This is a genomic window from Streptomyces sp. NPDC052225, from assembly GCF_040679615.1.
Classification (GTDB): Bacteria; Actinomycetota; Actinomycetes; order Streptomycetales; family Streptomycetaceae; genus Streptomyces.
The window spans coordinates 474,041-500,204 of record NZ_JBFAVD010000002.1 but is presented as its reverse complement, the minus strand read 5'-3'; the positions used below and the strand labels follow the sequence as shown (position 1 = coordinate 500,204).

The following is a 26,164-nucleotide window of genomic DNA, read 5'->3' as shown; positions in this document are numbered from 1 at the left end:
CTCGGTTGTACTCTACAACCACATGGCGGGCAGAAGGGCCCCTCGCGCTGTGACCATGGACACCCGGGCCGGGCGGGGGAGCGTCAGGCGGGGCGGGAGAGCGGGTGGCCGGCGATCTCCGGCGCCGCCGCGCCGTGCTCCGGATGCTCCGGGGCGCCGCCGCTCTCGTAGGCGCGAAGCCGCTCGCGCAGGCTGTGCAGGCGCCGGCTCGTCTCGTACAGGTAGCGGACCTTGGTCCGCATCACCCAGGGCTCGACGGGCTTGACGACGAAGTCGGCCACGCCGAGTTCGAAGGCGCGGGTGGCGAGGGTCGGGTCCTGGCCCGCGCCGGTGATCATCATGATCGGTATGTCCTGGGTGAGCTCCAGGCGGGCCATGTAATGAGCCACCTCGAAGCCGCTCACGTCCGGCATCAGCACGTCGAGCAGGACGACCGCGACGCCGCCGCGCAGCACCGCCTTGAGGGCGTCGTCGCCGTTGCTCGCGCGGTCCAGGGGATAACCGAGCGGGGCGAGCGCGCTCTCCATCGCGAACAGCGTGTCGGCGCGGTCGTCGACGACCAGGATTTTCGGCCGTGCGGCGGTGGATATCGCCATCGTCCCTCCCCTCGTCGGCACCGACAGCATATGCCGGAACACGGAGGGGGGAAGGGGCTCTCAATCCTCTCCGCGCACCAGATTCCAGTCAGGATCCCGCTCGGTGTCCGTACCGGACGACTCGGCTCCGTCGCGTCGCGCCGGGCGGCAGGTGCGTATGCGGCCCTTGACCTCGCGCTTGGTCTCGGCGGGGTGCGGGGAGTGCGCCGTGGTGTTCATGATCAGACCTCGCTTCGGCCGATTCCGATCGGAAAGGGCCGGTAGACAGTTTTGTAGACGACTTTTTCTTGCATGCGCGGATCCTGCATAGGCGGATCTTTGTATACGCGGGTCTTTGTGTACGGGGATGAGGGCGTCGCTCCGCGGCGATCCCGCGGTCAATTGACCTTCGGCGCGGGCTGCTTCGCGCAGTGCACCGCGAACGGGTGCCCGGCCGGATCGGAGTACACCCGCGTCTCGTTCGGGCCGCGGGCGCCGCGCGTCTCCAGCGGGCGCGCGCCCATCCCGATGATCTGGCGCTCCACCTCGTCCATGTCCTCCTTCGCCACGAGGAAGTCGAGGTGGGCCTGTTGCGAGTCGTCCGGGCGCGGCCAGCTGGCCGGCGCGGCGTTCAGGTCGCGGCGGAACGCCATCCGGGTGCCGTGCTCCCCGACGACGTCGATGCGGTTGCTCCCGGGGCTCGAGGAGATCTCGCCGTCGAGCAGCGCGCGGTAGAACTCGGCCAGCTCCTCCGGTTCCGCGCAGTCCAGCACCAGCACACCCGCCTGTACCAGGCTCATCGCCCCTCCTGTCGCCGCGCTCGGTCCGCGGCCCTCGCCGCGCTCGCCGGGTACCCCGCGCGGGGGGCGCCAACCCGGGCCGGGTTTCCCGGGCCCCTGGCTGGTCACCCGCCCCGCACGACGCGAACCCGACGCAACCGAAAGGTCCCGGCATGAGCACCAAGGTCGCCGATCACATCCTCAGCCGGCTGCGCGCCTGGGGCGTGGAGCAGGTCTTCGGCTATCCGGGCGACGGCATCAACGGTCTGCTCGCCGCCTGGGGCAGGGCCGAGAACCAGCCCGAGTTCGTCCAGGCGCGGCATGAGGAGATGGCCGCCTTCGAAGCGGTCGGCTACGCCAAGTTCAGCGGCCGGCTCGGCGTGTGCGTGGCCACGTCGGGACCCGGCGCGATCCACCTCCTCAACGGCCTCTACGACGCCAAGCTCGACCACGTTCCCGTCCTGGCGATCGTCGGGCAGACCGCGCGCAGCGCCATGGGCGGCTCGTACCAGCAGGAGGTCGACCTGCACACGCTGTTCAAGGACGTCGCCTCCGACTTCGTGGAGACCGTCACCGTCCCCGAGCAGCTGCCCAACGTCCTCGACCGCGCCGTGCGCACCGCCTACGCGCGCCGCGCCCCCACCGCCGTGATCGTCCCCGGCGACGTACAGGAACTCGACCACACGCCGCCCCCGCACGCGTTCAAGATGGTGCCCTCCAGCCTCGACCGCAGCGCGTGGACGGCCGAGCCCGCGCAGGAGGCACTGGAGCGCGCCGCCGACGTCCTCAACTCCGGGGACAAGGTGGCCATGCTCGTCGGCCAGGGCGCCGCCGGAGCCAGGGACGAGGTCTGCCAGGTCGCCGAACTGCTCGGCGCCGGCGTCGCCAAGGCGCTGCTCGGCAAGGACGTCCTGTCCGACGAGCTCCCGTACGTGACCGGCGCGACGGGCCTGCTCGGCACCCGCCCCTCGTACGAGATGATGCGCGACTGCGACACCCTGCTGACCATCGGATCGAGCTTCCCGTACGCGCAGTTCCTGCCCGAGTTCGGCAAGGCGCGCGCCGTCCAGATCGACATCGACCCGCACATGATCGGCATGCGGTACCCGTACGAGGTGAACCTCGTCGGCGACGCGCGCGCCACCCTGCGCCGGCTCCTGCCGCTGCTGCGCCGCAACGAAGGCCGCGAATGGCACGACGAGATCTGCGCGAGCGTCTCGCGCTGGCACCGGATCATGGACCGGCGCGCCGAGTTGAGCGCCGATCCGATCAACCCCGAGCACGTGGTGCGCGCCCTCGACCCGCAGCTGCCCGACGACGTGATCCTCACCTCCGACTCCGGGTCCGCCGCCAACTGGTACGCCCGGCACATCCGTATGCGCGGCACCATGCGCGGCTCCCTGTCCGGCACGCTCGCCACGATGGGCTGCGGCGTCCCGTACGCGATCGGCGCCAAGTACGCGCACCCGGACCGGCCCGTCGTCGCGCTCGTCGGCGACGGCGCCATGCAGATGAACGGGCTCGCCGAACTGATCACCGCCGCCAAGTACCAGCACCGCTGGAGCGACCGGCGGCTCGTCGTCGGCGTCCTCAACAACCGCGATCTGAACCAGGTCACCTGGGAGCTGCGGGCGATGGGCGGCTCGCCGTCGTTCCTGCCGTCGCAGGAGCTCCCCGACGTCGACTACGCCGCCTTCGCCCGGCAGTTGGGCCTCACCGGCATCCGCGTCGAGAAGCCCGACGACGTCGCCGACGCCTGGCGCGCCGCGCTCGCCGCCGACGGGCCCGCCGTCGTCGACTTCGTGACGGACCCGTCCGTACCGCCGATCCCGCCGCACGCGACCTGGGAGCAGATGGAGTCCACCGCCGAGGCGATCCTCAAGGGCGACCCGCAGCGCACCGACGTGGTCAAGCAGGGGTTCAAGGCGAAGATGCAGGAGCTCTTCCCCGGCAGCAAGGACGCCAAGGACGGCGAGAGCTAACTCCCCACGCGGTTCGGCGCGTTCACCACGTCCAGGAAGACCTGGTCCGCCTCGGGCCAGTTCTCCTGGACGGCGCGTTTGATGCGCTCGCTGACCAGCTCCAGACGCTCGCTCTCGATGCCCGGCGTCAGGTCGATCCGGGCCGCGACGAGTGTCGAGTCCATACCGAGCCGCATCGTGTGCAGCGCCGCCACGCAGTCGATCTCCGGCTGGGCGTCCAGGAGTTCACGGATCCCGCGGTGCAGCTCGGGCGAGACGGCCTCGCCGATCAGCTGGTCGCGGGCGTCCTTGCCGAGGTGGTAGGCGATGAACACCAGGAGCAGCCCGATGGTGAAGGACGCCGCCGCCTCCCACTCGATGCGGCCCGTCACCATGTGAAGGACCATGCCGGCCGCGGCGACCAGCACCCCGACCACCGCCGTGCCGTCCTCCGCGAGCACCGTACGCAGCGCCGGATCCGAGCCGATCCCGTCGCCGGGCTGCGCGCGCACCTGGTGGACGGCCCGCGCCAGGGAACTGCCCTCGGCGATCAGGGCGACCCCGAGCACCGCGAGCCCGACGACGTATCCCGTACGCGACTCCTCGCCGCCGCCCGACGCCAGCGCCTCGAACGCCTGGAAGAACGAGAAGCAGCCGCCCATCACGAAGATGCCGACCGCGGCGAGCAGCGACCAGAAGAACCGCTCCTTGCCGTAGCCGAAGGGGTGCTTGCGGTCGGCCGGGCGCCGGCTGCGGCGCAGCGCCGCCAGCAGGAACACCTCGTTGAGGCTGTCGGCCACCGAGTGGGCCGCCTCGGACAGCAGAGCGGGCGACCCGGCTATCAGACCGCCGACCGCCTTCGCCGCGGCGATGACCAGATTCGCGCCGAGAGCGACCAGAACGGTCAGACGCGTTTTCCGGTCCTCCGCGGCCGCGTTCTTCGATTTCTCGTTCTGCTGTGGGCTCACATCGACTCTCTGTGTATTCAGGGAAAGGAAGGGAAATTCGGGCCCGGGAAGTACCCGGTCATTCCGAGGACGTAATTCCGGTGCGGGTTCTGCCGTGAAACTCCTGTGGCGGGTGGCCCTTGCGGTGCTGGTCGTGTGGCTGCTCGGATTCGTGATACACGGGACGACCGCCGGCGGATCGAGGTCGCGCCGGTACCGGTGGGTGAGTAACCGGCCCCGGTACCGGTAAACCCGCCACCGAAACGCTCTGAATCGCCTCCGGGGGAAATTCGGCACTCACGGGCTGCGGTCGGTGCGGGGTTTCCCCGCACGGACGCGGGTACCCGGCCCGCCCGGGCCCGCCCACACCCTTTGGAGGAGCACATGGCCGAGTACGGCTACTTCCTGGCGTCGGAGGAGTTCGGGCCGCACGACCTCGTCGAGCAGGCCCGGATGGCGGAGCAGGCGGGCTTCGACTGCCTGTGGATCTCCGACCACTACCACCCCTGGAACGACGCCCAGGGCCAGAGCCCCTTCGTCTGGTCCGTCATCGGCGCCCTCGCCGAAGCGGTGTCCCTGCCGGTCGAGACGGCCGTCACCTGCCCGACCGTCCGGATCCACCCGGCAGTCCTGGCCCAGGCCGTCGCCACCAGCGCCGTCCTCCTGGACGGCCGCTTCCGGTTCGGCATCGGCACGGGCGAAGCCCTCAACGAGCACATCCTCGGCGACCACTGGCCGGCCGCGCACGTGCGCATGGAGATGCTCGAAGAGGCCGTCGCCGTGATCCGGCGCCTCCTGGAGGGCAAGGAGGTCACCCACCACGGCGAGCACTACACCGTGGAGAACGCCCGTATCTACACGCTCCCCGACGAGCCCGTGCCGATCGACATCTCCGGCTTCGGCCCGCAGGCCACCGCGCTCGCGGCCCGGATCGGCGACGGCTACATCACCATGGCCCCCGACGAGGAGCTGGTCACCCAGTTCCGCAAGGGCGGCGGCGGGGCCAAGCCCGTCAGCGGCGGGGTCAAGGTCTGCTACGGACCCGACCGCGACGCCGCCGTGCGCCGCGTGCACGGCCTGTGGGCCAACCAGCTGCTGCCCGGTGAACTCGGCCAGGTCCTGCCCACGCCTCGCCACTTCGAGCAGGCCTCGACACTCGTCACCGAGGAGATGGTCGCCGAGCAGGTGCCGTGCGGACCCGACCCCGAGGACCACGTCGCCGCGCTCAGCGCCTTCACCGACGCCGGCTTCGACCGCGCCTACGTCAGCCAGATCGGCCCGGACCAGCGGGAGTTCTTCGACTTCTACCGTACGAAGGTGCTCCCGCAGCTCAAGAACGGCCCGTCCCGGTGACCCGGCCGCCGACATGACCGCAGAGCCGGCGACCCCCGCGCACCCCGCGTCCCCCGCCCCGCCCGGCAGCCCGTGCCTGCCCGTCGAACGCCTCGACGTCTGCGCCTACACCGTGCCCACCGACGCCCCCGAGGCCGACGCCACCCTCGCCTGGGACACCACCACGGCCGTCGTCGTCGAGCTGCGCGCCGGCGGCGTCACCGGCACCGGCTGGAGCTACGCGCCCCCCGCCGCCACCGATGTCGTACGCCACCAACTGGCCCCGCTCGTCGAGGGGTTCGACACCTTCGACATCCCCGCCGCGCACGCCCGGATGAGCCGCGCGGTCCGCAACGCCGGCCGCCCGGGCATCGTCTCCTGCGCGATCTCCGCCGTCGACATCGCCCTGTGGGACCTCAAGGCCCGCCTCATGGACCTCCCGCTCGTCCGCCTCCTCGGCGCGAGCCGCGACCGCGTCCCCGTGTACGGCAGCGGCGGCTTCACCACATACCACGACACACACCTGGCCGCGCAGCTCAGCGGCTGGGTGCACGGGCAGCACATCCCGCGCGTCAAGATCAAGATCGGTGAGTCCTGGGGCCGGGCCGCCACCCGCGATCTGCAACGCGTCCGGCACGCCCGCCAAGTCATCGGCCCTCGCGCCGAGTTGTACGTCGACGCCAACGGCGGCTACAACCGCAAACAGGCCGTCCGGATCGGCGAGGCCCTCGTGGCCGCCGGCGTCGGCTGGTTCGAGGAGCCCGTCTCCTCCGACGACCTGAGCGGCCTGCGGCTGGTCCGCGACGCGCTGGTGTGCGACGTGACGGCCGGCGAGTACGGCTACGACCTGCCGTACTTCGCCCGCATGATCGGCGCGGGCGCCGTCGACTGCCTCCAGGTCGACGTCACCCGCTGCGGCGGCATCACGGAGTTCCTGCGCGCGGCGGCCCTGGCCCAGGCGCACGGCCTGGAGATCTCGGCCCACTGCGCCCCCCACGCCCACGCGGACGTCGCCGCGTGCGTCCCGAACCTGCGCCACGTCGAGTGGTTCCACGACCACGTCCGCATCGAGTCGATGTTCTTCGGCGGGGTCCTGGACCCGACGGGCGGCACGATCACCCCGGGCCGCAACGGCCCCGGCCACGGCCTGGAGCTGCGGGGCGAGGAGATCGAGGAGTACCGGGTCGCCTGATGCCCATCAGGTCCGGGCAGCGCCGCGCGACCTCAGCCACCAGCCGGCCAGCACACCCCCGAGGGCGACGCCTGCGGCCCGGTTGCGCCATCGGGACGCGACTCCCTGCACACTCCGCCCGTGGGCCTCGCCGGAGAACCGCCCCCGAGCCCCGAAGTCCCGGCCCCCGGCCCCGTCGGCCGGCGCCCAGAGGTTCCCGGCCCCCGGCACCCCGTCGTCCATCTGCGAAGCGAACCCCGTGCGCCCCAGATACCGCTCCAGCGCCGCGGGCACCACGGCGTTGGCGACCAGCGTCGCCACCGTGGAGCCGCCCACCCAGTACTCCCGCCGCCGCCCGTGCCGAGCCGCGTGCGCGATCGCGCGTGCCGCCACCTCGGGCTGGTACACCGGCGGCACGGGCCGCGCCCGGCCCGGCAGCCGGTCCAACACCCAGTCGAACTGAGGGGTGTTGACCGCCGGGAGCTGCACCATCGTGGTGCGCACCCGGGTGCCCGAGTGCAGCAGCTCGCAGCGCAGCGACTCGTTGAAGCCCTGGATGGCGTGCTTGGCGCCGCAGTACGCGGATTGCAGCGGGATGCCCCGGTAGGCGAGCGCCGAGCCGACCTGGACGACGGTTCCGCTGTCGCGCGGCAGCATCCGGCGCAGCGCCGCCCGGGTGCCGTACACGTAGCCGAGATACGTCACCTCGGTCACCCGCCGGAACTCGTCGGGCGTGATGTCGACGAACGGCGCGAAGACCCCGGCGAACGCGTTGTTCACCCAGACGTCGATGGGGCCGAGCCGCTCCTCGACCTCGGCGGCGGCGTCCTCCACGGCCTTCGCGTCGGCGACGTCCACCGGCACGGCCAGCGGCTGCCCGCCCAGATCCCGTACCTCCCGAGCCACGGCGTCGAGCCCGGCCCGCCCGCGCGCCAGCAGCGCGACCCGGCACCCTTGCCCCGCGAACTCCCGGGCGACGGCGCGGCCCACACCCCCGCTCGCCCCCGTCACCACCACGGTCCTCGTCCTGGTCAGCGGCCTCTTCGTCATGCGGCGCGGGTACCCGGGCGCCCGGACGCGTAACGGCAGGGGCCCCGAAGCGCCGGGGCCCGCCGCCCGCGCCTCACGGCTTGAGCGGATCGTGGCCCAGTGACATCAGCCGGTGCCGGGTGACGGTCGCCTTCGGGCCGGGCTGCGGGGCCCGGCCGGTCAGCTCCGCGACCCGCTCGACGACCTTGCGCATCAGGCGCACGTCGTCCGCGGTCAGATCGGTGCGCCGCTTGCGCAGGATCGCCAGGACATGGCGGCCCGCCGTGCTGCCCGATGCTCCTTCGTGCGGCGTCCCCGTCCGGGGCCGGTACCCGTCCGCAGCCCGCCCATGCACCGACAGGTTTCAGAGGTCCAGCTGGAACTCGCAGGACTGATGCGTCGGTACGTAGCCCAGCGCGTCGTTGACCGTGCGCATCGGCACGTTGCCGGCGGCCGTGTCCGCCAGCAGGCCGGTCAGCGCCGGATGGCGCTCGCGGACCAGCAGGATCTGGTGCGCCTTCATCCAGTGGGCGAGGCCGTGACCGCGGTGCTCCGGCAGCACGCCCGTGCCGTAGTGCTGTCCGTCACCGGTGCCGCCGCCCGGCACGACCAGCTCCGTGAAGCCGGCGACGGAGCCGTCGCGCTCGTCGACCGCCGCCACTGTGTGCAGCAGGTCGCCGCGGTTCGCCACCGCCTCGGCGACGGACCGCACCCGCTCCACGTCCCACGCGACCTTCCCGTAGTCGGCGTCGTCCATCGGCATGTCGTCCATGGCCCGGCGCGACGCCGTGAACGACTCGGCCAGCTCGTCGGGGACCGTGCCGGTCCACTCCGTGAGCCGGTAGCCCGGCCGCGGCCGCCCGGCCTCCGTCATGAGCGCCTCGGTGTCCGCGTCGGCCAGCACCAGACGCGCGTACGTCATCCGCAGCACCCGGCGGAACTTCCGCGCGGACAGGAAGAGTTCACCGGGCGAGCCGCCGTCCGCCGGCGCGAGCACCGACCGCCGGCCGTCCTCGCGGGCCGCCTCGACCGCGGCCTCCAGGAGGCACGTGCCGACGCCCGCGCGCCGCTGCGCCCGATGCACGCGCAGATCGAGCTCGGCCAGGTGCCGCTGCCCGTCGCGGTCGAACAGGCGCAGGAACGCCGAGCTGACGGGGGCGCCGTCCGCGTCCTGCGCGAGCCAGACGAGCCTGCGGGTGCCGGGAGGGGCCTGGAGATCGGTGAGCGGCGTGAGGCGCGGCGCGGCGGACGGGTTCGGCAAAGGCGCTCCAAGGCGGCAGGGGCGGGGCGCCGCGAAGGTAACGCCATCTGCCGCCGCCCGCAAAGGAATTGATCGATTGATGGGGTGCGGCCGGTTTGGTGGTGCGCGACAGGGCTACTCGGCTCCGCGTCGATCGATCCCTGGAAAGGAGCCGGGCCGGTGACCTCCCTGGCGAAGCCCTCGAACCTCCCCGCCGAGGACACCCGAGGCGCGGACGACGCTGTCATGACCGAACCGCCCAAGGACGCCCTCGTCCGCTTCCTGGAGGAGCGGTTCGCGTGCGCCCAGGCCTGCACGGAGTGCGCGCGCGGCTGCGCCCTGCTCGTGAGCAACACCGAACTCGGCGCCGTCACCGCCGCGGTGCACGGCCCCGTCCGTCCCACGGCCGCCGACATCCCCCGGCCGCCCGGGGTCGCCCAGGGGCTGCGGCGTTCCCTGTTGCTGTGCGTCGAGGTCTGCGACGCGACCTGCCGGCTCCTGTCGGAGGAGACGCACCAGGACGAGTACGGGCTGCGCCTCCAGGTCGAGTGGTGCCGCGCCGTCGCCCTGGAGTGCGCGCACGCCTGCGACGGTGTCCCGGACGCGGCGGCCTGCGCCGAACAGTGCCGTGCGTGTGCCCGCGCCTGCACCGCGTTCCTGGCCGCCCTGGACTGAACAGGGCGTACGACGAGGCGCGTCAACTGACCAACCGTCAGCGAGCACGCCCGCGGCCATTCCCTATTTCTGGAACGGGTTCTACTGTGTGCGCCGTCCGACCGCGCCTCAAGAGCGCGCCGACGCCGCCCAGTTGACCGCCAGGAGGGGCCGTGCACCTCGAATACACGCCTGAGCAGCAGCAGTTGCGCACCGAGCTGCGCGCCTACTTCGCCGACCTCGTGCCCGAGAACGCGTACGCCCGCTACGAGGACCCGGCGGCCCAGAAGCGCTTCTACCGCGACACGGTGCGCCGCCTCGGCGCGGACGGCTGGCTCGGGGTGGGCTGGCCGAAGGAGTACGGCGGCCGGGGCCTGACGCCGATGGAGCAGTTCATCTTCTTCGACGAGGCCGCGCAGGCCGGCGTCCCGCTGCCGCTGATGGCGCTGAACACGGTCGGCCCCACGATCATGCAGTTCGGCACCGACGAGCAGAAGGACCACTTCCTGCCGAAGATCCTCTCCGGCGAGCTGGACTTCGCGATCGGCTACAGCGAACCCGACGCGGGCACCGACCTCGCCGCGCTCAAGACCCGCGCCGTGCGCGAAGGGGACACGTACGTCGTCAACGGCCAGAAGATCTGGACGACCAACGGCGACACCGCCGACTGGGTCTGGCTCGCCGTGCGCACTGCCTTCGACGATCCAGCCGCCCCGCCCCACAAGGGCATCACGATGCTCCTCGTCCCGACGTCGGACCCCGGCTACTCCTGCACCGTCATCAACACCCTCGCCTCGCACGACACCACCGCGAGCTACTACGAGAACATCCGTGTCCCCGTCTCCCGCCGCGTCGGTGAGGAGAACAAGGGCTGGCGCCTGATCACCAACCAGCTCAACCACGAACGCGTCACCCTCGCCGCCCACGGCACCATGGCGATCCGCGCCCTGCACGACGTGCAACGCTGGGCCATGGAGACCAAGCTCGCCGACGGGCGCCGCGTCATCGACCTCGGCTGGGTCAAAAAGCGCCTCGCTCAGACCCACACCAAGCTCGACGCGATGAAACTCCTCAACTGGCAGATGGTGAACGCCCTCCAGGAAGGCACCCTCACCCCGCAGGACGCCTCCGCCGTCAAGGTCTACGGCTCCGAGGCCCGCCGCGACGCGTACGCCTGGCTCATGGAAGTCGTCGCCGCGGCGGGCGCGTTGAAGGAGGGCAGCGCCGGCACGGTCCTCCACGGCGAACTGGAACGCGGCTACCGCTCGGCCGTCATCTTCACCTTCGGCGGCGGCAACAACGAGATCCAGCGCGAGATCATCTCGTGGATCGGACTCGGGATGCCACGGGTACGCCGCTGACGCCCCGCCCGCCTGAGTACCCGTACTCAGACCCTCTGAGTGTGGCGGCCCTCACACCCGCGCACCCGGTTCCCCACGATGGGACGGCCCCCCACGCGCCCCGTCGAAAGAGGACCGAAACCATGGGCCGTCACGTGCAGCTGCGCGCTGCCACCGCGGAGGATCTCGACTGGATCCACGAGCTGCGCCACCGGGTGTACGCACAGGAACTGGGCCAGCACGCCCCCAACGCGGCGGGCCGGCTGCGCGACGGGCTGGACGGGGACAATGTCTATCTGGTCGCCGCGCACGGCCCGCACCGCGTCGGGTTCGTCAGCCTCACCCCGCCGTGGGCGGGACGCTACGGCCTGGACAAGTACCTGACCCGCGACGAACTGCCGCTCCTGGCCGACCCCGACCTGTTCGAGGTACGCATCCTCACGGTCGAGCCCCGCCACCGCTCCACCGTCGCCGCGCCGCTGCTCATGTACGCCGCCCTGCGCTGGATCGCCTCCCGGGGCGGCCGCCGCGTCGTGGCCATGGGCCGCAGCGACCTGCTCGCCATGTACGAGGCGGCGGGCCTGCGTCCGGCCGGCCGCACCGTGCGCAGCGGCGCCGTCACCTTCGAGGTCCTCACCGGTGACGTGGCGGAGCTGACACTCGGCGCCCTGGACCGGCACCGCGCCACGCTGGAACGCCTCGGGGCCGCGGTGGACTGGTGCCTCGACATGCCGTTCGCGCCCCGCCCGGACGGCTGCGAGCACGGCGGCGCCTCCTTCACCGCCATCGGGCCCGACTTCCGCACCCTCCAGCGACGCCACCGCATCGTCGCCGCCGACGTCCTCGACGCCTGGTTCCCGCCCGCCCCCGACGCGCGCGCCGCCCTCACCGACGACCCGGCCTGGGCGGCCAGGACCTCACCGCCGACCGGCGCCGAGGGCCTGGTGGCCGAGATCGCGGCCGTCCGGGGACTGCCGCGCGAAGCCGTCTGTGTCGGGGCGGGATCCTCCGACCTGATCTTCCGCGCGTTCGGCCAGTGGCTGACCCCCGACAGCCGGGTGCTGCTCATGGACCCCGGCTACGGCGAGTACGCCCATGTCACCGAGCGGGTGATCGGCTGCCGCGTCGACCGGTTCGGGCTGCGCCGCGAGGACGACTGGCGCATCGACACCGACCGGCTCGCCGCCACGGTCGCCGCGGGGGAGTACGACCTCGTCGTCGTGGTCAACCCGAACAATCCGACCGGCCGCCACCTGCCCGCCGCCGACCTGTGCGCGGTGATCGCCGGCGCCCCGGAGCGGACCCGCTGGTGGATCGACGAGGCCTATCTCGGATACGTGGACCCGGCCGAGTCCCTCGCGGGACTCGCCGCGACCGCGCCCCGCGTCGTCGTGTGCAGCTCCCTGTCCAAGATGTACGCGCTCTCCGGCATGCGCGCCGCCTACCTGGTCGCCGAACCCGTCACCGCGGCCCGGCTGCGCCGCTGGACCCCGCCGTGGCCCGTCAGCCTCCCCGCTCAACTGGCCGCCGTCGCCGCCCTGCGGGACCCCGTCTACTACGCCGAGCGGTGGCGGCACACGCACGTGCTGCGTACGCAACTTGCCTCTGATCTGCGCGAGTTGGACTCTTCCTGGACCGTCGAGGAGGGCGTCGCGAACTTCCTGAACGTGACCCTCCCGGCCGGTGGGCCCAGCGCCGCCCAGCTCGTGGCGGAGTGCCGCCGCCACGACGTGTATCTGCGCGACCTGTCGCCCCTGTCCGCCCGCTACGAGGGGCGCACGGTACGGATCGCGGTCAAGGGGAGCGCCGAGAACGCACGCATCGTCACCGCCTGCCAGGCCGCCCTCGACGCGCTCCTGCCGCCCGTGCCGCGCCCGCTCGCACCGGCCGTCGGGGCCGCCCGGTGACCACCGTCGGCGCCTTGGCGCCCTGGCTCGGCGGGGCCCTCGCGGTGGCCGGCGCCGGGGTGGCCGCGTCCCGGCGCCGCGAACTGATGGTCCGCTGGTGCGCGTGGGCCGTCGGCGTCCCGCTGATCACCGGCGCGTTCTGGCTCGGCCGGCCCGGCGCCGCCACCCTCGCCGTGGCGGCCGCGCTCATCGCGGCCGCCGAGTACGGCGGGCTCCTGCGCCTGCCGCGCACCGACCGCGCGGTGCTCGCCGCAGCCGTGACGGGCGTCGTCCTCACCGCCTGGCTCGCCCCCGGCCACACCCCCCGGGCCTTCGCGGCCGGCGCCGTCGCCCTGACCGCCGTCCCGCTGCTGTCCGGCGACGCCGCGCGCGGCCCGCACCGCGCCGGCTCCGGACTGCTGGGCCTCGCCTGGCTGAGCGTGCTCGCCGCCCTCGTACCGCTCGGGGCCACCGGACTCGCCCTGTTCGTCGCCGTGTCCGTCGCCGACATCACGGCCTACTTCGCCGGACGCCGGCTCGGCGGACCGCGCCTGTCACCGCTCTCCCCGGCCAAACGCTGGAGCGGCACCCTCGCCGGAGCCGCCGCCGGTGTCGGCGCGCTCACCGTCCTGGGCGCCGCGAGCTGGCAGACCGCCGTGGCCGTCGCGGTCGGCGGTCCCGCGGGCGACCTCGTCGAATCCATGGTCAAGCGCGGAACGGACGTGAAGGACACGGGCACTTGGCTGCCCGGCTCCGGCGGCCTCCTCGACCGGATCGACTCCCTGCTCGGCGCCCTGGCCGTGCTGATCCTGCTCGGCTGAACCGTGCGGTCCGCAGGTACCCTGCGACCAGGAGGTGCGGCATGCGCGACGACGCGGACCCGGGACTCTTCGGCCCCGACTCGGTGACCTGGCAGATGCACGCCGACCCCATGATGTGGATCGCGGGGGTGCGCGCCCTCTACTTCCAGGCGCTGCACCCCCGTGCTGTGCGCGGCGTCATGCAGAACAGCGACTTCCGGCGCGACGCCTGGGGCCGCCTCATGCGCACCGCGAGCTTCGTCGGCACGACGACGTACGGCACCACGGACGCCGCCGAGAAGGCCGGCGCCCGCGTCCGCAAGATCCACAGCCACCTCCACGCCACCGATCCGGACACGGGGGAGCGCTACGGCGTCGACGAACCCGGCCTCCTGCTGTGGGTGCACTGCGCCGAGATCGACTCCTACCTGCACGTCGCCCGCCGCTCCGGCTTCCGGCTCACCGAGGCGCAGGCCGACCGCTACATCGCCGAACACCGCACCAGCGCCCGCCTCGTCGGCCTCGACCCCACCGAAGTACCGTCCAGTCAGGCCGAGTTGGCGTCCTACTTCGAGAAGGTGCGGCCCGAACTCGCCGCAGGACCCGAGGCCCGCGAGGTCGACGACTTCCTCCAACGACCGCCCACTCACCCGCTCCTCGTCCCGGCACGCGCGGCACTGTGGCGGCGCGCGGCCGACCTCGCGTACGCCTCCCTGCCGCCGTACGCCCACGAGCTGTACGGCCGACGCGCCCCCGCCCCGGCCGTCACCACCCGCCGCCTGCGCGCCACCGGCACCGCCCTGCGCGCGATCCCCGCCCGTGTGCGCTGGCAACTCCCCCCGAAACACATCCTCCGGGCGATGGGGAGACTCGGTGCCGACACCCGCCCGGCCCCGTACAAAGTCGGTCGATGGGTAGCCATACTGGACGAGTCGGAGGGGCGCAGCACTTAGGCGACGGGGGCGACAGCAGGAGATGGCGGAGTCGGGGGAGACGCGGGACATCAGGCTGATCCACGGGCGGTACCGGCTGCTCGATCTGATCGGCCGCGGCGGCATGGGCGAGGTGTGGCGCGCCCGCGACGAGTCGCTCGGGCGGCACGTCGCCGTCAAGTGCCTCAAGCCGCTGGGCCCGCAGCGCGACCAGTCCTTCACCCGCGTCCTGCGGGAGCGCTTCCGCAGGGAGGCCCGCGTCGCCGCCGCGCTCCAGCACCGCGGCATCACCGTCGTCCACGACTTCGGCGAGTACGAGGGCATCCTCTACCTGGTGATGGAGCTCCTGGACGGCCGCAACCTCAGCCAGCTCCTGGACGACAACCAGCACCACCCGCTGCCCGTGGACGACATCGTCGACGTGGCCGAACAGGTCGCCGCCGCCCTCGCCTACACCCACGAACAGGGCATCGTGCACCGGGACCTGAAGCCCGCGAACATCGTGCGCCTCGCCGACGGCACAGCGAAGATCTGCGACTTCGGTATCGCCCGCCTCGGCCACGACATCGGCTTCACCTCCCGCCTCACCGGCACCGGCATCGCCATGGGCACCCCGCACTACATGTCGCCCGAACAGATCGGCGGCGGCCACGTCGACCAGCGCAGCGACCTCTACTCGCTCGGCTGCGTCCTGTACGAGATCGCCACCGGCGTCCCGCCGTTCGACCTCGCCGACGCGTGGGCCGTGCTCGTCGGCCACCGCGACACCGTGCCCGAACCGCCCCGCAGCCACCGCCCCGACCTGCCCGGCCACGTCGACCGGATCATCCGCGACCTGCTCGCCAAGGACCCCGAGGAACGCCCCGTCGACGCGCGGGAATTGGGGCGCCGGATCGCCGCGGAGCGCGGCGGCCGGGCGGCGTACGTCCCCACCGTGCGCGCCCCGCGCGTCGAGCCGCGCACCGACACCCGGATCATCCGCGAACAGCCCGCGTCGCGCGAGCCCCGCCTGCCGTCGTGGACGCGCGGCATGACCACCGGGCACAAGGCCACCGGCGGCTCAGGGCTGCGCGTCACGCCGCCCGACTCCGCCGCGGGCCTGTCCGGCGAGTGGGTCCCGCGCCCCGCCTCCCGCACCCCCGTCACCCCACCGGAAGCCGTACAACGCCTCACACCGGCGCCGGAGTTGCTCGCCACCCTCGCCTCCCGGCACAACGCCGGGCTCAGCCTCGGCCGGCTCGGCCGCTGGAGCGAGGCCGGAGAAGTGCACCGCGCGGTCGCCGCCGAACGCGAGCACGCGCTCGGCCCCGACCACCCCGACACCCTCGCCAGCCGCTACGAGGTCGCCTTCACCCTCAGCCGCACCGGCCGCGCCGCCGACGCGCTGCGCGAGTACCGCCGCGTCGTCGAGGGCCGCGAACGCGTCCTCGGCGCCGACCACCCCGAGACCCTCGGCGCCCGCCAGGAAGTCGCCTATGTGCTCGGCAAGTTGGGCCGTCACTTCGAAGCCCACCAGATGTACACCGCGGTCCTCGCCGCCCGCGAGCGCGCCATGGGCCCCGATCACCCCGACACCCTGCGCTGCCGCCACAACCTCGCCTTCAACCTCAGCCGCCTGGGCCGCCTCGAGGACTCGTACCGGATGGCCGCCGAGGTCGCCGACGCGCGTGCCCGCGTGCTCGGCCCCGACCACCCCGACACCCTCGTCACCCGCTGCGAAGTCGGCTACACCCTGGGCCAGTTGGGCCGCTGGGAGGAGGCGCTGCGGATCTACCGCGACGTGGCCGGAGCCCGCGCGCAGGCGCTCGGCCCCGACCACCCGGACACCCTCGCCGCCCGCTACGAGGTGGGCATCAGCCTGGGCCGGCTCGGCCGCAGCGCCGAGGCGCTCACCCTCTACCGCGACCTGATCGACGACCGCACCCGGGTCAGCGGGCCGCAGGACCCCGAGACGCTGCGCGCCCGGCACGGCCTCGGCGTCAACCTCGGCCGGATGGCCCGCTGGGAGGAGGCCCTCGCCGAGGCACGCGACGTGTGCGCCATCCGCGAGCGCGTCCTCGGGGCCGACCACGTCGACACCCTCGTCAGCCACCGCGAGGTCGCCGTCGCTCTCGGCTGGCTCGGCCGCTGGCAGGACGCCCTCACCGAGTACCGCAAGGTCGCCGCCGCCCGCGAACGCGTCCTGGGCGAGAGCCACCCCGACACCCTCGCGAGCCGCAGCGACGAGGCGCACTGCCTGGACCAGCTCGGCCGCGGCACCGAGGCGGCCGAGCTGTACCGCCGCGTCGCCGCGCTGCGCCAAAGGAACTGAGTCAGCCCACCGCCCGCCTGACCAGCTCGGCGATCCGCTTCTCCACGTCCGCCGTCACCTCGGTCAGCGCGAACGCGGCCGGCCACATCGTGCCCTCGTCCAGCTGCGCGAGGTCGCTGAAACCGAGCGTCGCGTAGCGCGCCTTGAACTTCTCCGCGCTCTGGAAGAAGCAGACGACCTTGCCGTCCGCGGCGTACGCGGGCATCCCGTACCAGAGCTTCGGCGCGAGGGAAGGGGCCGTGGCCGTGACGACGGCGTGCACCCGCTCGGCCATGACCCGGTCGGAGTCCTGCATCTCCGCGATCTTCGCCAGGACGTCGCGCACCGCCTCCGCCTCCTTCTCCGCCTTGGAGGTGCGCCGCGCCGCCTTCTTCTGCTCCTGCGCGTGCTCCTTCATCGCGGCCCGCTCATCGGCCGAGAACCCCTCGTACGTACCGCTGTCCTTGCTGCTCATGAAGGGTCTCCCTCGCGTCGTGGCCGCTGTGCCGGATCTTGGAACGGGACCCTAGCCGGGCACATCGGCCACGTCACCCGGAACCACTCATACCGTTCGTGGCCGTACGCACCCCTGGGCCCGCCCCCGCCACCCGTGCTACCAAGAGCCATGCGCGCACACGATCTTCTCGACCGCTACGACACCGTCATCGTCGGCGGCGGCCACAACGGCCTGGTCGCCGCCGCCTACCTCGCCCGCGCGGGACGCACGGTCGCGGTGCTCGAACGCCTCGGCGCGACCGGCGGGGCCGCCGTCTCCACCCGCCCGTTCCCCGGCGTGGACGCCCGCCTGTCCCGGTACTCGTACCTGGTCAGCCTGCTCCCGAAGAAGATCGTGCGGGACCTGGAACTCCGCTTCGCCACCCGCACCCGCACCGTGTCCTCGTACACCCCGACCGTGCGCGACGGGCGGGCGACGGGACTGCTCGTCGGCGGCGGCGCCGGCCGCACCCGCGAGGCCTTCGCCCGGCTCACCGGAGGCGAGCGCGAGTACGCGGCCTGGGAACGGTTCTACGAGACGACGCGGCACGTTGCCGAGCGTGTTTTCCCCACGCTCACCGAGCCCCTGCCGACCCGCGACGCGCTGCGTGAGCGCGTCGGCGACGACGCGGCGTGGCGGCTGCTGTTCGAGCAGCCCATCGGCGTCGGCATCGAGGAGTGCTTCACCGACGACCTGGTGCGCGGTGTCGTCCTCACCGACGCGCTGATCGGCACGTTCGCCGACGCGCACGACCCGACGCTCGCCCAGAACCGCTGCTTCCTCTACCACGTGATCGGCAACGGGACCGGCGACTGGGACGTGCCCGTCGGCGGCATGGGCGCCCTCACCGACGCGCTCGCCGACGCGGCCCGCACCGCGGGCGCCCACCTCGTCACCGGCCACGAGGTGACCCGCATCGAGACCGACGGCAGCGCCGCGGAGGTCACGTACCGCACGGACAGCGGCGACGGCACCGTGGCCGCCGCGCACGTCCTCGTGAACGCCTCCCCGCAGGACCTCGCCCGCCTCCTCGGCGACGTCCCGCCGGCCCCCGCCGAAGGCGCCCAGCTCAAGGTCAACATGCTCCTGGAGCGGCTGCCCCGCCTCAAGGACACCTCCGTCGACCCGCGCGAGGCGTTCGCCGGGACCTTCCATGTCGCCGAGGGATACGGGGAGTTGGCGACCGCGTACGCCGAGGCAGCCGCGGGCGCCCTGCCGAGCGCGCCGCCCTCCGAGATCTACTGCCACAGCCTCACGGACCCGACGATCCTCGCCCCCGATCTGGTCGAGCGCGGCTACCAGACCCTCACCCTCTTCGGCCTGCACACCCCGGCCCGCCTGTTCACCGCCGACAACGACCGGGCCCGCGCCGACCTCCTCCAGGCGACCCTCGCCCAGCTGAACACCCACCTCGCCGAACCGATCGAGGACTGCCTCGCGCAGGACGCCGACGGCCGCCCCTGCATCGAGGCGAAGACCCCGCTCGACCTGGAGCGGGACCTGCGGCTGCCCGGCGGCAACATCTTCCACCGGGCGCTCTCCTTCCCGTACGAGCAGGACGGCACGGGCCGTTGGGGCGTGGAGACCGCGCACCCCAACGTCCTGCTGTGCGGTGCCGGCGCCGTGCGCGGCGGCGGGGTCAGCGGCATCCCCGGACACAATGCCGCGATGGCGGTGCTCGGCCACTGACCCCGTAAGCGGCTCTACGTCCCGAACACACCCCGCAGCGCGCCGATCTTGCGCGGCAGGTCGTACTCGGCGCCGCCCTCGTGCCCGTTGTACGGGAACACCTCGATCGCGGCGGGTCCCGCATAGCGGTGGTAGGCGGCGAACACGGTGGACGAGGGGCACACCTTGTCCATCAGGCCGACCGAGAACCACGCCGGACTCGTCGCGCGCGCCGCGAAGTTGACCCCGTCGAAGTACGACAGCGTCTCCATGGCGGACTCGACGCCGAAGCGGTGCCCGGACAGGAAGCGGGCGATCTCCGCGTACGGTCCCGCGTCGGTGATCTGCGAGGCCCGCCGGAAGTGGCACAGGAACGGGACGTCGGCGACCGTCGCGGCCACGTCGTCGCGCAGTCCCGCCACGGCCAGCGCGAGGCCGCCGCCCTGACTGCCGCCGAGCACGGCGACCCGCGCCGGATCCACCGCGTCGTGCGCCCGCACCGCGTCCACCGCCCGCACGGCATCCGTGATCAGCCGCCGGTAGTAGTGGCGGTGCGGATCCTCGATGCCGCGCGTGAGGAACCCGGGCGACGACGAGCCGTGCCCCTCGGGCGCGATGTCCGGGGTGTCGGCGGTGTTCTTGCCGCCGCCGCCCTGACCACGGTTGTCCATCACCAGGTGCGCGTGGCCGAGCGCGCTCCAGGTCAGCCAGGAGTACGGGATGCCGCGGCCGCCGTTGTAGCCGATGTACTGGACGACCGCGGGCAGCGGCTCCGGGCGCTCGCGCGGCAGCAGCAGCCATGCCTTCACCGGCTGCCCGCCCCACCCGCGGAACGTCACGTCGTACACGTCCACCGTCGCGAGCCCCGTCTCGTACGGCACGAAGCGGGCGTCCAGCGGATGGCGGGCGGTGTCGTCGAGCGTCTTGCGCCAGAACGCGTCGAAGTCGGCGGGCTCCTCCGGCGCGGGCCGGTATTCGCGCAGCCGGTCGAGCGGCAGGTCGAACAGCAAGGTCAGCTCCTCCTCAGGGTCAGCGCGACCGTCGCGCCGTGTCGGCCCGCCGTGTCGACGGTGATCCGGGTGCCCGCGGCCGTACGGGACACGGTGACGCCGGTGTCGGCCCGTTCCACGACCAGGCCGCGCAGGTCGAGGTCGAGCACGACGCGTTCGCGCAGCTGCGTCGGATCGCTCACCGCCACGTCCACGAGCCCGTCGCGCGGGCGGACCACGACCGACGCGGGCCCGTCGGCGGCGAGTTCTCCGGCACGGCCCGCCGTCCAGAAGTTGGCGGCCAGGAGCCCGTCCGCGGCGCGCCGCACCGCGTGCACGGCCGTCGACTCGGCGACGGGCCGCACGGGCGGGGCGAGCGCGGCGCGCTGCGTGCGCTCGGCGGAGGCCCCGGGCAGTTGGAGCCAGCAGTAGCCCGCGCCGGACGGGGCCGTGCCATGGTCCTGCCACAGGGTGAGGTAGGGGCGGGTGACCGGGGTGTCCGTGCCGTATTTGATGTTGATGTCCCGCCAGGTTGCGGTGCGCTGCTCGCGCAGGGCCCGCAGCGCGGTGGGACGCGGGAAGACGTAACCGCCGGTGCCGGCGAGGTGCACGCCGCGCACGGCGTCGTACGCGGCGGACCATCCCGCGTCGGTGGGAGCGCGGACCCCGTCGACGGTCAACTCGGCCGTGACAGCGCGGAGTTTGCGGTTCTCGACGACTGTCTCGACCGGCCCCGCGTCGGCCGTGATCCCGGAGCCGACGTGCACGATCACGTCGTCGAGGCAGAACCAGCTCTTGAGTGCCCGCAGCGAGCTGCCGTACGCCCGCAGGTCCTGCCCGTAGGCGCCGAGCGTCGTGCCGGGCAGCGCAGCACCGCCCGCCCAGTCCGCGTCGTTCGTGGTGCGCTGCCCGGCGGCGTCGGCGGGGCGCTGCGCGACGACCGTCGTCCCGGCGAGCCGCAGCGGGTCCACGGTCGGCCAGTAGTCCTCGCTGTAGTGGCCGAGGTCGCCGTCGTAGAGGAGCACCATGCCGTCGGACAGGTACCAGCCGTGCAGGTTCTCGTTCTGGATGGACTCGTAGTTGTAGATGCGGCTGGAGTAGGCGGAGAGGCCGAGCGTGAAGGCGGGGCGGTGGTGCATCGCCTTGTCCATGCGCGGGAATTGACGGTGCGTCACAAGCTGGCCGCGCGGTTTCGTGTCGGACGCGAGGAGGCGCTGGGCCGCCACCAGCGAGGCGAGGTCGGTCACGTCGAGGAAGTCCCGGTACGTGTCCTCGGTGATCCACTGCTTGACCAGTGCGGCGAACCGGCCGGCGTCCGCGCCGCTCAGCCCGGGCAGCAGTCGCAGGACCGCCTCGATGACGGTCTGCGCCGCGACATGGCCCTGCTTGCTGGAGCGGGCGATCTCCCGGCCGCACACCCCGGCGTGCACGTCGCCGCGGGCGATGAGCGGCTCGAAGCCGTCCGTCACCCAGTGCCGTACGTTGACGACGTCCGGGTCGGTCAGCTCCCAGGCGGTGCCGGCGAGCAGGTTGAGGAGCCGGGACAGATTGCCCAGCAGCTCTTTTCCGTAGCCCCCGTTGTAAGGGTGCTTGTAGTGCTGGAGGAACGAGCCGTCGGAGTAGAAGCCCTCGCCCGTGCCGTCACCGGAGTCCCGGAAGGCGAGCACACTGTTCGCGCCGCCGCCCTCCACGTCCGACAGCGCGTCGCGCACCCGCGCGAGGTCGGCGCCCGCGCCGCGCAGCACCGCGTTGACGGCGACGACCGTGCAGATCCACACCCGGTTGGCGCCGGTCGCGATCTGCCGGTCGACGCGCCACAGGTTCGGGTCGGGCGTGTAGTGGCGTACGGCGTCGGTGATCCGCGCCAGCCGGTCGGCGCCCAGCGTGCCGTGCAGCAGAACGGCCGCGTCGTTGAGGGCGAGCGCCGAGCCGATCTCCCAGTCCCAGTCGTTGTCGAACCGCTCGTGTCCTGGGCCGTAGCGGTGCTCCAGCATCCAGTCGACGCCCTGCGCGAGCAGCTCCGCGAGCGCCGGGTCGCCGTACCGGGTCGTGCCCGGCACGGCCCACGCGGTGGCGGCGGTGGCCAGGCGCTTGAACGACGTGGTGACGTGGTTCGAGACGGACGTGCTCGTCAGGTCGGGCCACAGTCCGTCGGCGCGCGTCGGGTCGAGCCCCTTCAGGGCACTCGCCGCGGCCCGGTCGATCCGGGCGATCGCGGCGGCGATCCGCGGTTCGGTCGTGTCGAGGCCGGGACCGCCGGTGAGCAGCGTGCGCCAGCGGTCCAGGAGCGGCGCGGTGTCGTCGCCGTCGGCGGCGTGCGCGCGGCCGAGCAGCGGGGTCGGCAGGGCGAGCGCCGCGAGGGTGGCGCCCGTGCCAGCGAGGACGGTACGACGCGTGGCGGTCACGACGCGGCCCCGGCGGTGGCCGAGCAGGGCGTGGTGGGGGAGTAGTCGGCGCCGTACGTGCCGACCGAGTCGCCGCCCGTGTTGCCGCTCATGGTGTTGGAGCACACCGGGCCCTGCGGGGTGCGCATGACCTTGACGCCGCCGCTCGCGTTGCCGGTGATCGTGTTGCCGTAGACCTGGGTGCCGATGCCGTCGGTGGCGGTGTCGCCGCCGAGCCGCACGCCCGCGCCCGCGTTGTCGTGGACCGTGTTGTACCGGAGGATGTTGCCGCTGCCGCGCGCGTCGAGCCCGCCCGAGCTGGGGTCGCGCTGCTGCGAACAGTCGTTGTACTCCACGTAGTTGTTGGTGGAGTTCTCCTTGAGGTCGACGCATTCGTTGCCGCGCGTGGCGATCGTGTTGTGGTGGACGCGGTTGTTCCTGCTGACGTCCGCCGCCGCGTCGGGCGCGCCGTTCGCCCCCTGCTGCTCGGGTGCGGTGCCGAGGTAGATGCCCTCGCCGTTCTTGCCGCCCCCGCCGAACTTGAAGTCGGCGACGCCGCAGTCGCTGATCGTGTTGTACGAGACGTCGGCGCCGGTGACGAGGTAGCGCAGGCGCAGGCACTCGTCGGCGGCGTTCTTGAGCGTCATGTTCGTGATGCGGAGAGCGTTGACGCCGTTGCCGGGCGTCGTGCTCATCACGTAGACGAGCTTGGAGCGGTAGCCGGCGACGCTGCCCGACGAGCCGAACAGGCCGTCCACGGTGAATCCGTCGAGGACCGTCCCGTCGTGCTGCACCTGCACGATCCGGGTGCCGCCCGCGCCCTTGACGACGGCGGAGGAGGGTCCTGTCAGCGTCACGTTCTCGCGGCGCGTCACCACGTCCTGGAGATAGGTGCCCGACGCCAGGTGGACGACGGAGCCGGCCGGTGCCACGTCGAGCGCGTGCTGGATCGTGGCGAACGGCGCGCCGGACGACGTACCGGCGTTGGTGTCGCTGCCGGCCGGCGCGACGTAGTACGCGGAGGCGGCCGAGGCCGGAGCCGCGGGCAGCGCCAGGGCGGCGCAGGCGCCGAGTGCCAGGCCGAACAGGATGCGTCTGGACATCACGAGGTCCTCTCTGATTGCGGTGCGGCGAAGTGCAGGGCGAGCAGGACGGGCACGCTCGGGCCGAAGAGCAGCGGGCCGAGCGGGACGGGCAGGGTGAACACGACGGCGGACACGGCGGCGCCGAGCAGTGCCGTCCCGCGCGCGGGCGACGCGAAGGCCAGGGCGAGTCCCCGCCGGTGCCAGTGCGCGGGCGGATCGTCGGGCGCGAGGCCCGCGTGCGCGGCGCAGGCGGTGCAGTGCAGCAGCAGCGCCGCACCGATCCCGGCCTGCGCGGCGAGCAGCACGAAGGCGTACGGGCTCGAACGGCCGCTCAGGAAAAGGCAGTTGACGGCGAGCACGCACAGGGCGGCGGAGACGATGACGCCGTGCCGCCACAGCGCGCGCCAGTACCGGGGGAACGCGGCGAACACCCCGGTGAAGGAGCGGTTGTCGCCGTCCGAGCGCCACCGCTGAAGGGTGTGCGCGAGGGCGGCCAGCGCGGGCAGCCAGGTGACGACGCCGAGCGCGAGCACCGTGAACGCGGCGCCCGCGGCCGCCGGTTGGGCGATCCGGTCGAGGACGTGCAGCAGCCTGCCGCGCGGCCCGAAGGCGAGGGACGAGGTCATCGGGTCACCGCCCCCGTGAAGGGCTCGGCCCACTCCCGCACGACACCGTCGTCCAGCGTCAGTCTGCGGGCCGCCACGACGTACGGCTCTCGTCCGGGCGCGAGCAGGACGGCCGCCGCGTCCGCGCGGACGCCGGGCCCCTCGATCCGCCGCTCCACCGGGGACAGCAGCACCGTCTCCGTGCCTTCGGATGCCTCGAACACCACACCGGCCGAGACCTCCCGGGCGGTGGCCGTGCCCGGCTCGAGCACGGTCAGGAAGCGGGCCGTCCGTGCCCGGACCGGTGTCGTCACCCGCAGGGTGTGCAGTGTGGTGGTGATGCTCAACTCCGGTGTGCTGGACGTGGGGTTGGCGGCCACTTCGGTGACCTCGGAGGCGACGGTGGCGTCAGAAGGCGACAGGCGCCGCAGCCACGCCCGCGCGTCACCGGCGGCGATCAGCCGATCCCCGCTCCCGGACGCCGCCACGGACGTCGGCGCGTCCGTCTGAAGGAGGAACGTCCATTCCCGCGGCGCGTCCGCCTCCCCTTCGTCGAGCAGTACGAGCCGCCCGGAAGGCGTGCACACCAGCGTCCGGTCCAGGCGCCGCACCCCGAGTTCCGGTGGGTACATCGCCCCGATCTCGGCGGTGCCGTGCGCCCAGCCGCCCTCGGCCAGCACGTCCCGCAGCCGCGCCTGACGCTCGTACGGCAGATCCTCGTAGACGTGGTAGCGGCCCTCGCCCGCGAAGCCCGCACCGTCGACGAGCAGCAGATTGTGGTGGGCGGCCCGCTTGCGGTTGCTGTATCCCTCGTCGACGGCGAGGAACGCGCCCTGCGACACGAACACGAACGACCCCGCGTCCGGGTGGTGGTGCCCCGTGTTCAGCGTCTCCCAGCCCAGGTCGGCCCGGTGCTTCGCCGACGCCTCCCACGCCTGGTGGCCGCCGCCCGGCGCCGCCTTGAACGACACGAACGTCGCCGCGTCGTCCCAGCCGGTCCGGGCCGTGAGCAGCCCCAGATCAGGGAAGTACGCGTGCGTGGCCGACGGAGCCGCCGCGCGCACCGACGGGTCGTACCAGAGGTGATCGAGATACGCCTCGGCCCGGATGCCCGGCCGTACGCCGCTCAACTCGGCCTCTTCGTCGAAGAGTTCACGCTCCACGAGGTCGGCGAGCCACTGCGCCTCACCGATCCCGAACCGCGCGGCGAGCCTGCGGTACAGCGCCGTGCTGTGCCCGCTGCGCCGGTCGTGGCAGTCGCCGTGCCCCGTCTGGAGCGCGAACCCGGGCGCCGACTGGTGCAGCCGGAAGTCGAAGGTGCGCTCCATGAAGCCGCCCCGCTCCCACCAGTCCACGCCCTCGCACTCCAGGAGGAGATCGAGGTGGACGGCCAGCCACGGCACCCCGTACCGCCAGTACACGACGCCCTCGGCGTGCGAACCGTCCGCGGGCAGCAGATCGAGCACCCGGCCCAGGTTGTCCTTCGCGCGCCGCGTCCACTCCTCGCGGCCCAGCACGTAGCCGGCCGTGGCGAGACCCGCGTGGCAGATCCAGTTGTGGTTCTGCCAGTACGACGACGACCACCAGCGGCCCTGTGTCGCCACCGCGAACTCGTACAACCGCCGTCCCTGGACGAGGAGTTTGTAGCGCAGCAGGTCCCGCAGGTCGGGGGAGAGGGCGTCGCCGAGCCAGTGGTGGGCGAGGGAGAGGCCGTGCAGCAGCCAGCCCGCGTCCAGGTCGTGGTCGGGCATATGGGCGCGGCCCCAGTGCGGGAGGCGGACCGCCGCCGCGATGAACCGCTCCGCCTCCGCCAGATGGGCGCGGTCGCCGGTGACCCGGTACGCGAGCGCGGGGTTCGCGGCGGCCGGTCCCAGCCAGGTGATGCTCGCTTTCGGGTGGGACGCCGGAGGGGTGACGGCGCGGTGCCGTCCGGCCTCGGCGAGCAGCCTGCGCTCCTGGAGCGGGCGCGGGCCCGGCGGCGGGGTGGCGGACAGGAGCATC

23 protein-coding genes are annotated in these 26,164 nt (G+C 73.0%); 10 read left to right on the top strand and 13 right to left on the bottom strand.

Annotated elements, in window-relative coordinates:
• Nucleotides 1–83: 83 nt before the first annotated feature.
• The 3 genes from AB0L37_RS05470 to AB0L37_RS05460 form a co-directional block, all read right to left on the bottom strand.
• Nucleotides 84–596, bottom strand: coding sequence for a response regulator (locus AB0L37_RS05470; protein ID WP_365500479.1), 513 nt, complete (start codon nucleotides 594–596; stop codon nucleotides 84–86).
• Nucleotides 597–656: 60 nt separating this feature from the next.
• Entirely contained in the window at nucleotides 657–815 is a 159-nt protein-coding gene (locus AB0L37_RS05465) for a hypothetical protein (protein ID WP_365500476.1), read from the bottom strand.
• 158 nt (nucleotides 816–973) lie between these two features.
• Entirely contained in the window at nucleotides 974–1,375 is a 402-nt protein-coding gene (locus AB0L37_RS05460) for a VOC family protein (RefSeq protein ID WP_365500473.1), read from the bottom strand.
• Nucleotides 1,376–1,527: 152 nt separating this feature from the next.
• Between AB0L37_RS05460 and AB0L37_RS05455 the strand changes: the two genes are divergently transcribed.
• Nucleotides 1,528–3,336, top strand: a complete 1,809-nt coding sequence (locus AB0L37_RS05455) for a thiamine pyrophosphate-requiring protein (protein ID WP_365500470.1) — start codon at nucleotides 1,528–1,530, stop codon at nucleotides 3,334–3,336.
• Here the strand turns inward: AB0L37_RS05455 and AB0L37_RS05450 are convergent.
• On the bottom strand, nucleotides 3,333–4,283 hold the full coding sequence (locus AB0L37_RS05450) for a cation diffusion facilitator family transporter (RefSeq protein WP_365500467.1): 951 nt from the start codon (nucleotides 4,281–4,283) through the stop codon (nucleotides 3,333–3,335). The genes AB0L37_RS05455 and AB0L37_RS05450 overlap by 4 nt on opposite strands.
• A gap of 363 nt (nucleotides 4,284–4,646) precedes the next feature.
• Here AB0L37_RS05450 and AB0L37_RS05445 point away from each other — a divergent pair, with 363 nt between their 5' ends.
• Nucleotides 4,647–5,615, top strand: coding sequence for an LLM class F420-dependent oxidoreductase (locus AB0L37_RS05445; RefSeq protein WP_365500464.1), 969 nt, complete (start codon nucleotides 4,647–4,649; stop codon nucleotides 5,613–5,615).
• Nucleotides 5,616–5,628: 13 nt separating this feature from the next.
• Nucleotides 5,629–6,786, top strand: coding sequence for an enolase C-terminal domain-like protein (locus AB0L37_RS05440; RefSeq protein WP_365500461.1), 1,158 nt, complete (start codon nucleotides 5,629–5,631; stop codon nucleotides 6,784–6,786).
• A 6-nt stretch (nucleotides 6,787–6,792) separates the two neighbouring features.
• On the opposite strand, the gene AB0L37_RS05435 is transcribed toward AB0L37_RS05440, so the two are convergent.
• The 3 genes from AB0L37_RS05435 to AB0L37_RS05425 all read right to left on the bottom strand — a co-directional run bounded on the left by AB0L37_RS05435 (nucleotide 6,793) and on the right by AB0L37_RS05425 (nucleotide 9,055).
• The gene (locus tag AB0L37_RS05435) at nucleotides 6,793–7,815 is read right to left on the bottom strand and encodes an SDR family oxidoreductase (RefSeq protein WP_365500458.1); all 1,023 of its coding nucleotides are present in this window, start codon (nucleotides 7,813–7,815) and stop codon (nucleotides 6,793–6,795) included.
• 73 nt (nucleotides 7,816–7,888) lie between these two features.
• On the bottom strand, nucleotides 7,889–8,149 hold the full coding sequence (locus tag AB0L37_RS05430; RefSeq protein ID WP_365500455.1) for a DUF3140 domain-containing protein: 261 nt from the start codon (nucleotides 8,147–8,149) through the stop codon (nucleotides 7,889–7,891).
• A gap of 9 nt (nucleotides 8,150–8,158) precedes the next feature.
• On the bottom strand, nucleotides 8,159–9,055 hold the full coding sequence (locus AB0L37_RS05425) for a GNAT family N-acetyltransferase (RefSeq protein WP_365500452.1): 897 nt from the start codon (nucleotides 9,053–9,055) through the stop codon (nucleotides 8,159–8,161).
• Between the two features lie 225 nt (nucleotides 9,056–9,280).
• Between AB0L37_RS05425 and AB0L37_RS05420 the strand changes: the two genes are divergently transcribed.
• The 6 genes from AB0L37_RS05420 (at nucleotide 9,281) to AB0L37_RS05395 (ending at nucleotide 16,957) form a co-directional block, all read left to right on the top strand.
• Nucleotides 9,281–9,709, top strand: coding sequence for a ferredoxin (locus AB0L37_RS05420; RefSeq protein WP_365500606.1), 429 nt, complete (start codon nucleotides 9,281–9,283; stop codon nucleotides 9,707–9,709).
• Nucleotides 9,710–9,861: 152 nt separating this feature from the next.
• Nucleotides 9,862–11,049, top strand: a complete 1,188-nt coding sequence (locus tag AB0L37_RS05415) for an acyl-CoA dehydrogenase family protein (RefSeq protein ID WP_365500449.1) — start codon at nucleotides 9,862–9,864, stop codon at nucleotides 11,047–11,049.
• 122 nt (nucleotides 11,050–11,171) lie between these two features.
• Nucleotides 11,172–12,935, top strand: a complete 1,764-nt coding sequence (locus AB0L37_RS05410; protein ID WP_365500447.1) for an aminotransferase class I/II-fold pyridoxal phosphate-dependent enzyme — start codon at nucleotides 11,172–11,174, stop codon at nucleotides 12,933–12,935.
• Entirely contained in the window at nucleotides 12,932–13,735 is an 804-nt protein-coding gene (locus AB0L37_RS05405; RefSeq protein WP_365500444.1) for a phosphatidate cytidylyltransferase, read from the top strand. The genes AB0L37_RS05410 and AB0L37_RS05405 overlap by 4 nt, the downstream gene beginning before the upstream one ends.
• A gap of 41 nt (nucleotides 13,736–13,776) precedes the next feature.
• Entirely contained in the window at nucleotides 13,777–14,667 is an 891-nt protein-coding gene (locus tag AB0L37_RS05400) for an oxygenase MpaB family protein (protein ID WP_365500441.1), read from the top strand.
• Between the two features lie 22 nt (nucleotides 14,668–14,689).
• The gene (locus AB0L37_RS05395; RefSeq protein WP_365500438.1) at nucleotides 14,690–16,957 is read left to right on the top strand and encodes a serine/threonine-protein kinase; all 2,268 of its coding nucleotides are present in this window, start codon (nucleotides 14,690–14,692) and stop codon (nucleotides 16,955–16,957) included.
• 1 nt (nucleotide 16,958) lies between these two features.
• Here AB0L37_RS05395 and AB0L37_RS05390 read toward each other — a convergent pair whose 3' ends face one another.
• Nucleotides 16,959–17,411, bottom strand: a complete 453-nt coding sequence (locus tag AB0L37_RS05390) for a DUF1801 domain-containing protein (RefSeq protein ID WP_365500435.1) — start codon at nucleotides 17,409–17,411, stop codon at nucleotides 16,959–16,961.
• A gap of 150 nt (nucleotides 17,412–17,561) precedes the next feature.
• Between AB0L37_RS05390 and AB0L37_RS05385 the strand changes: the two genes are divergently transcribed.
• On the top strand, nucleotides 17,562–19,121 hold the full coding sequence (locus AB0L37_RS05385; RefSeq protein ID WP_365500432.1) for an NAD(P)/FAD-dependent oxidoreductase: 1,560 nt from the start codon (nucleotides 17,562–17,564) through the stop codon (nucleotides 19,119–19,121).
• A gap of 14 nt (nucleotides 19,122–19,135) precedes the next feature.
• Here the strand turns inward: AB0L37_RS05385 and AB0L37_RS05380 are convergent, their stop codons facing one another.
• From AB0L37_RS05380 to AB0L37_RS05360, 5 genes are read right to left on the bottom strand one after another with little or no spacing between them, the layout of a single operon-like run.
• Nucleotides 19,136–20,110, bottom strand: coding sequence for an acetylxylan esterase (locus AB0L37_RS05380; protein ID WP_365500430.1), 975 nt, complete (start codon nucleotides 20,108–20,110; stop codon nucleotides 19,136–19,138).
• A 2-nt stretch (nucleotides 20,111–20,112) separates the two neighbouring features.
• Complete coding sequence (locus AB0L37_RS05375) at nucleotides 20,113–22,494, bottom strand: polysaccharide lyase 8 family protein (RefSeq protein ID WP_365500427.1); 2,382 nt, start codon at nucleotides 22,492–22,494, stop codon at nucleotides 20,113–20,115.
• The gene (locus AB0L37_RS05370; RefSeq protein WP_365500424.1) at nucleotides 22,491–23,576 is read right to left on the bottom strand and encodes a right-handed parallel beta-helix repeat-containing protein; all 1,086 of its coding nucleotides are present in this window, start codon (nucleotides 23,574–23,576) and stop codon (nucleotides 22,491–22,493) included. Before AB0L37_RS05370 ends, AB0L37_RS05375 begins: the two co-directional genes overlap by 4 nt.
• Nucleotides 23,576–24,184, bottom strand: coding sequence for a DUF624 domain-containing protein (locus AB0L37_RS05365; protein ID WP_365500421.1), 609 nt, complete (start codon nucleotides 24,182–24,184; stop codon nucleotides 23,576–23,578). Before AB0L37_RS05365 ends, AB0L37_RS05370 begins: the two co-directional genes overlap by 1 nt.
• Nucleotides 24,181–26,163, bottom strand: a complete 1,983-nt coding sequence (locus tag AB0L37_RS05360; RefSeq protein ID WP_365500418.1) for a hypothetical protein — start codon at nucleotides 26,161–26,163, stop codon at nucleotides 24,181–24,183. The genes AB0L37_RS05365 and AB0L37_RS05360 overlap by 4 nt, the downstream gene beginning before the upstream one ends.
• Nucleotide 26,164: the final 1 nt, after the last annotated feature.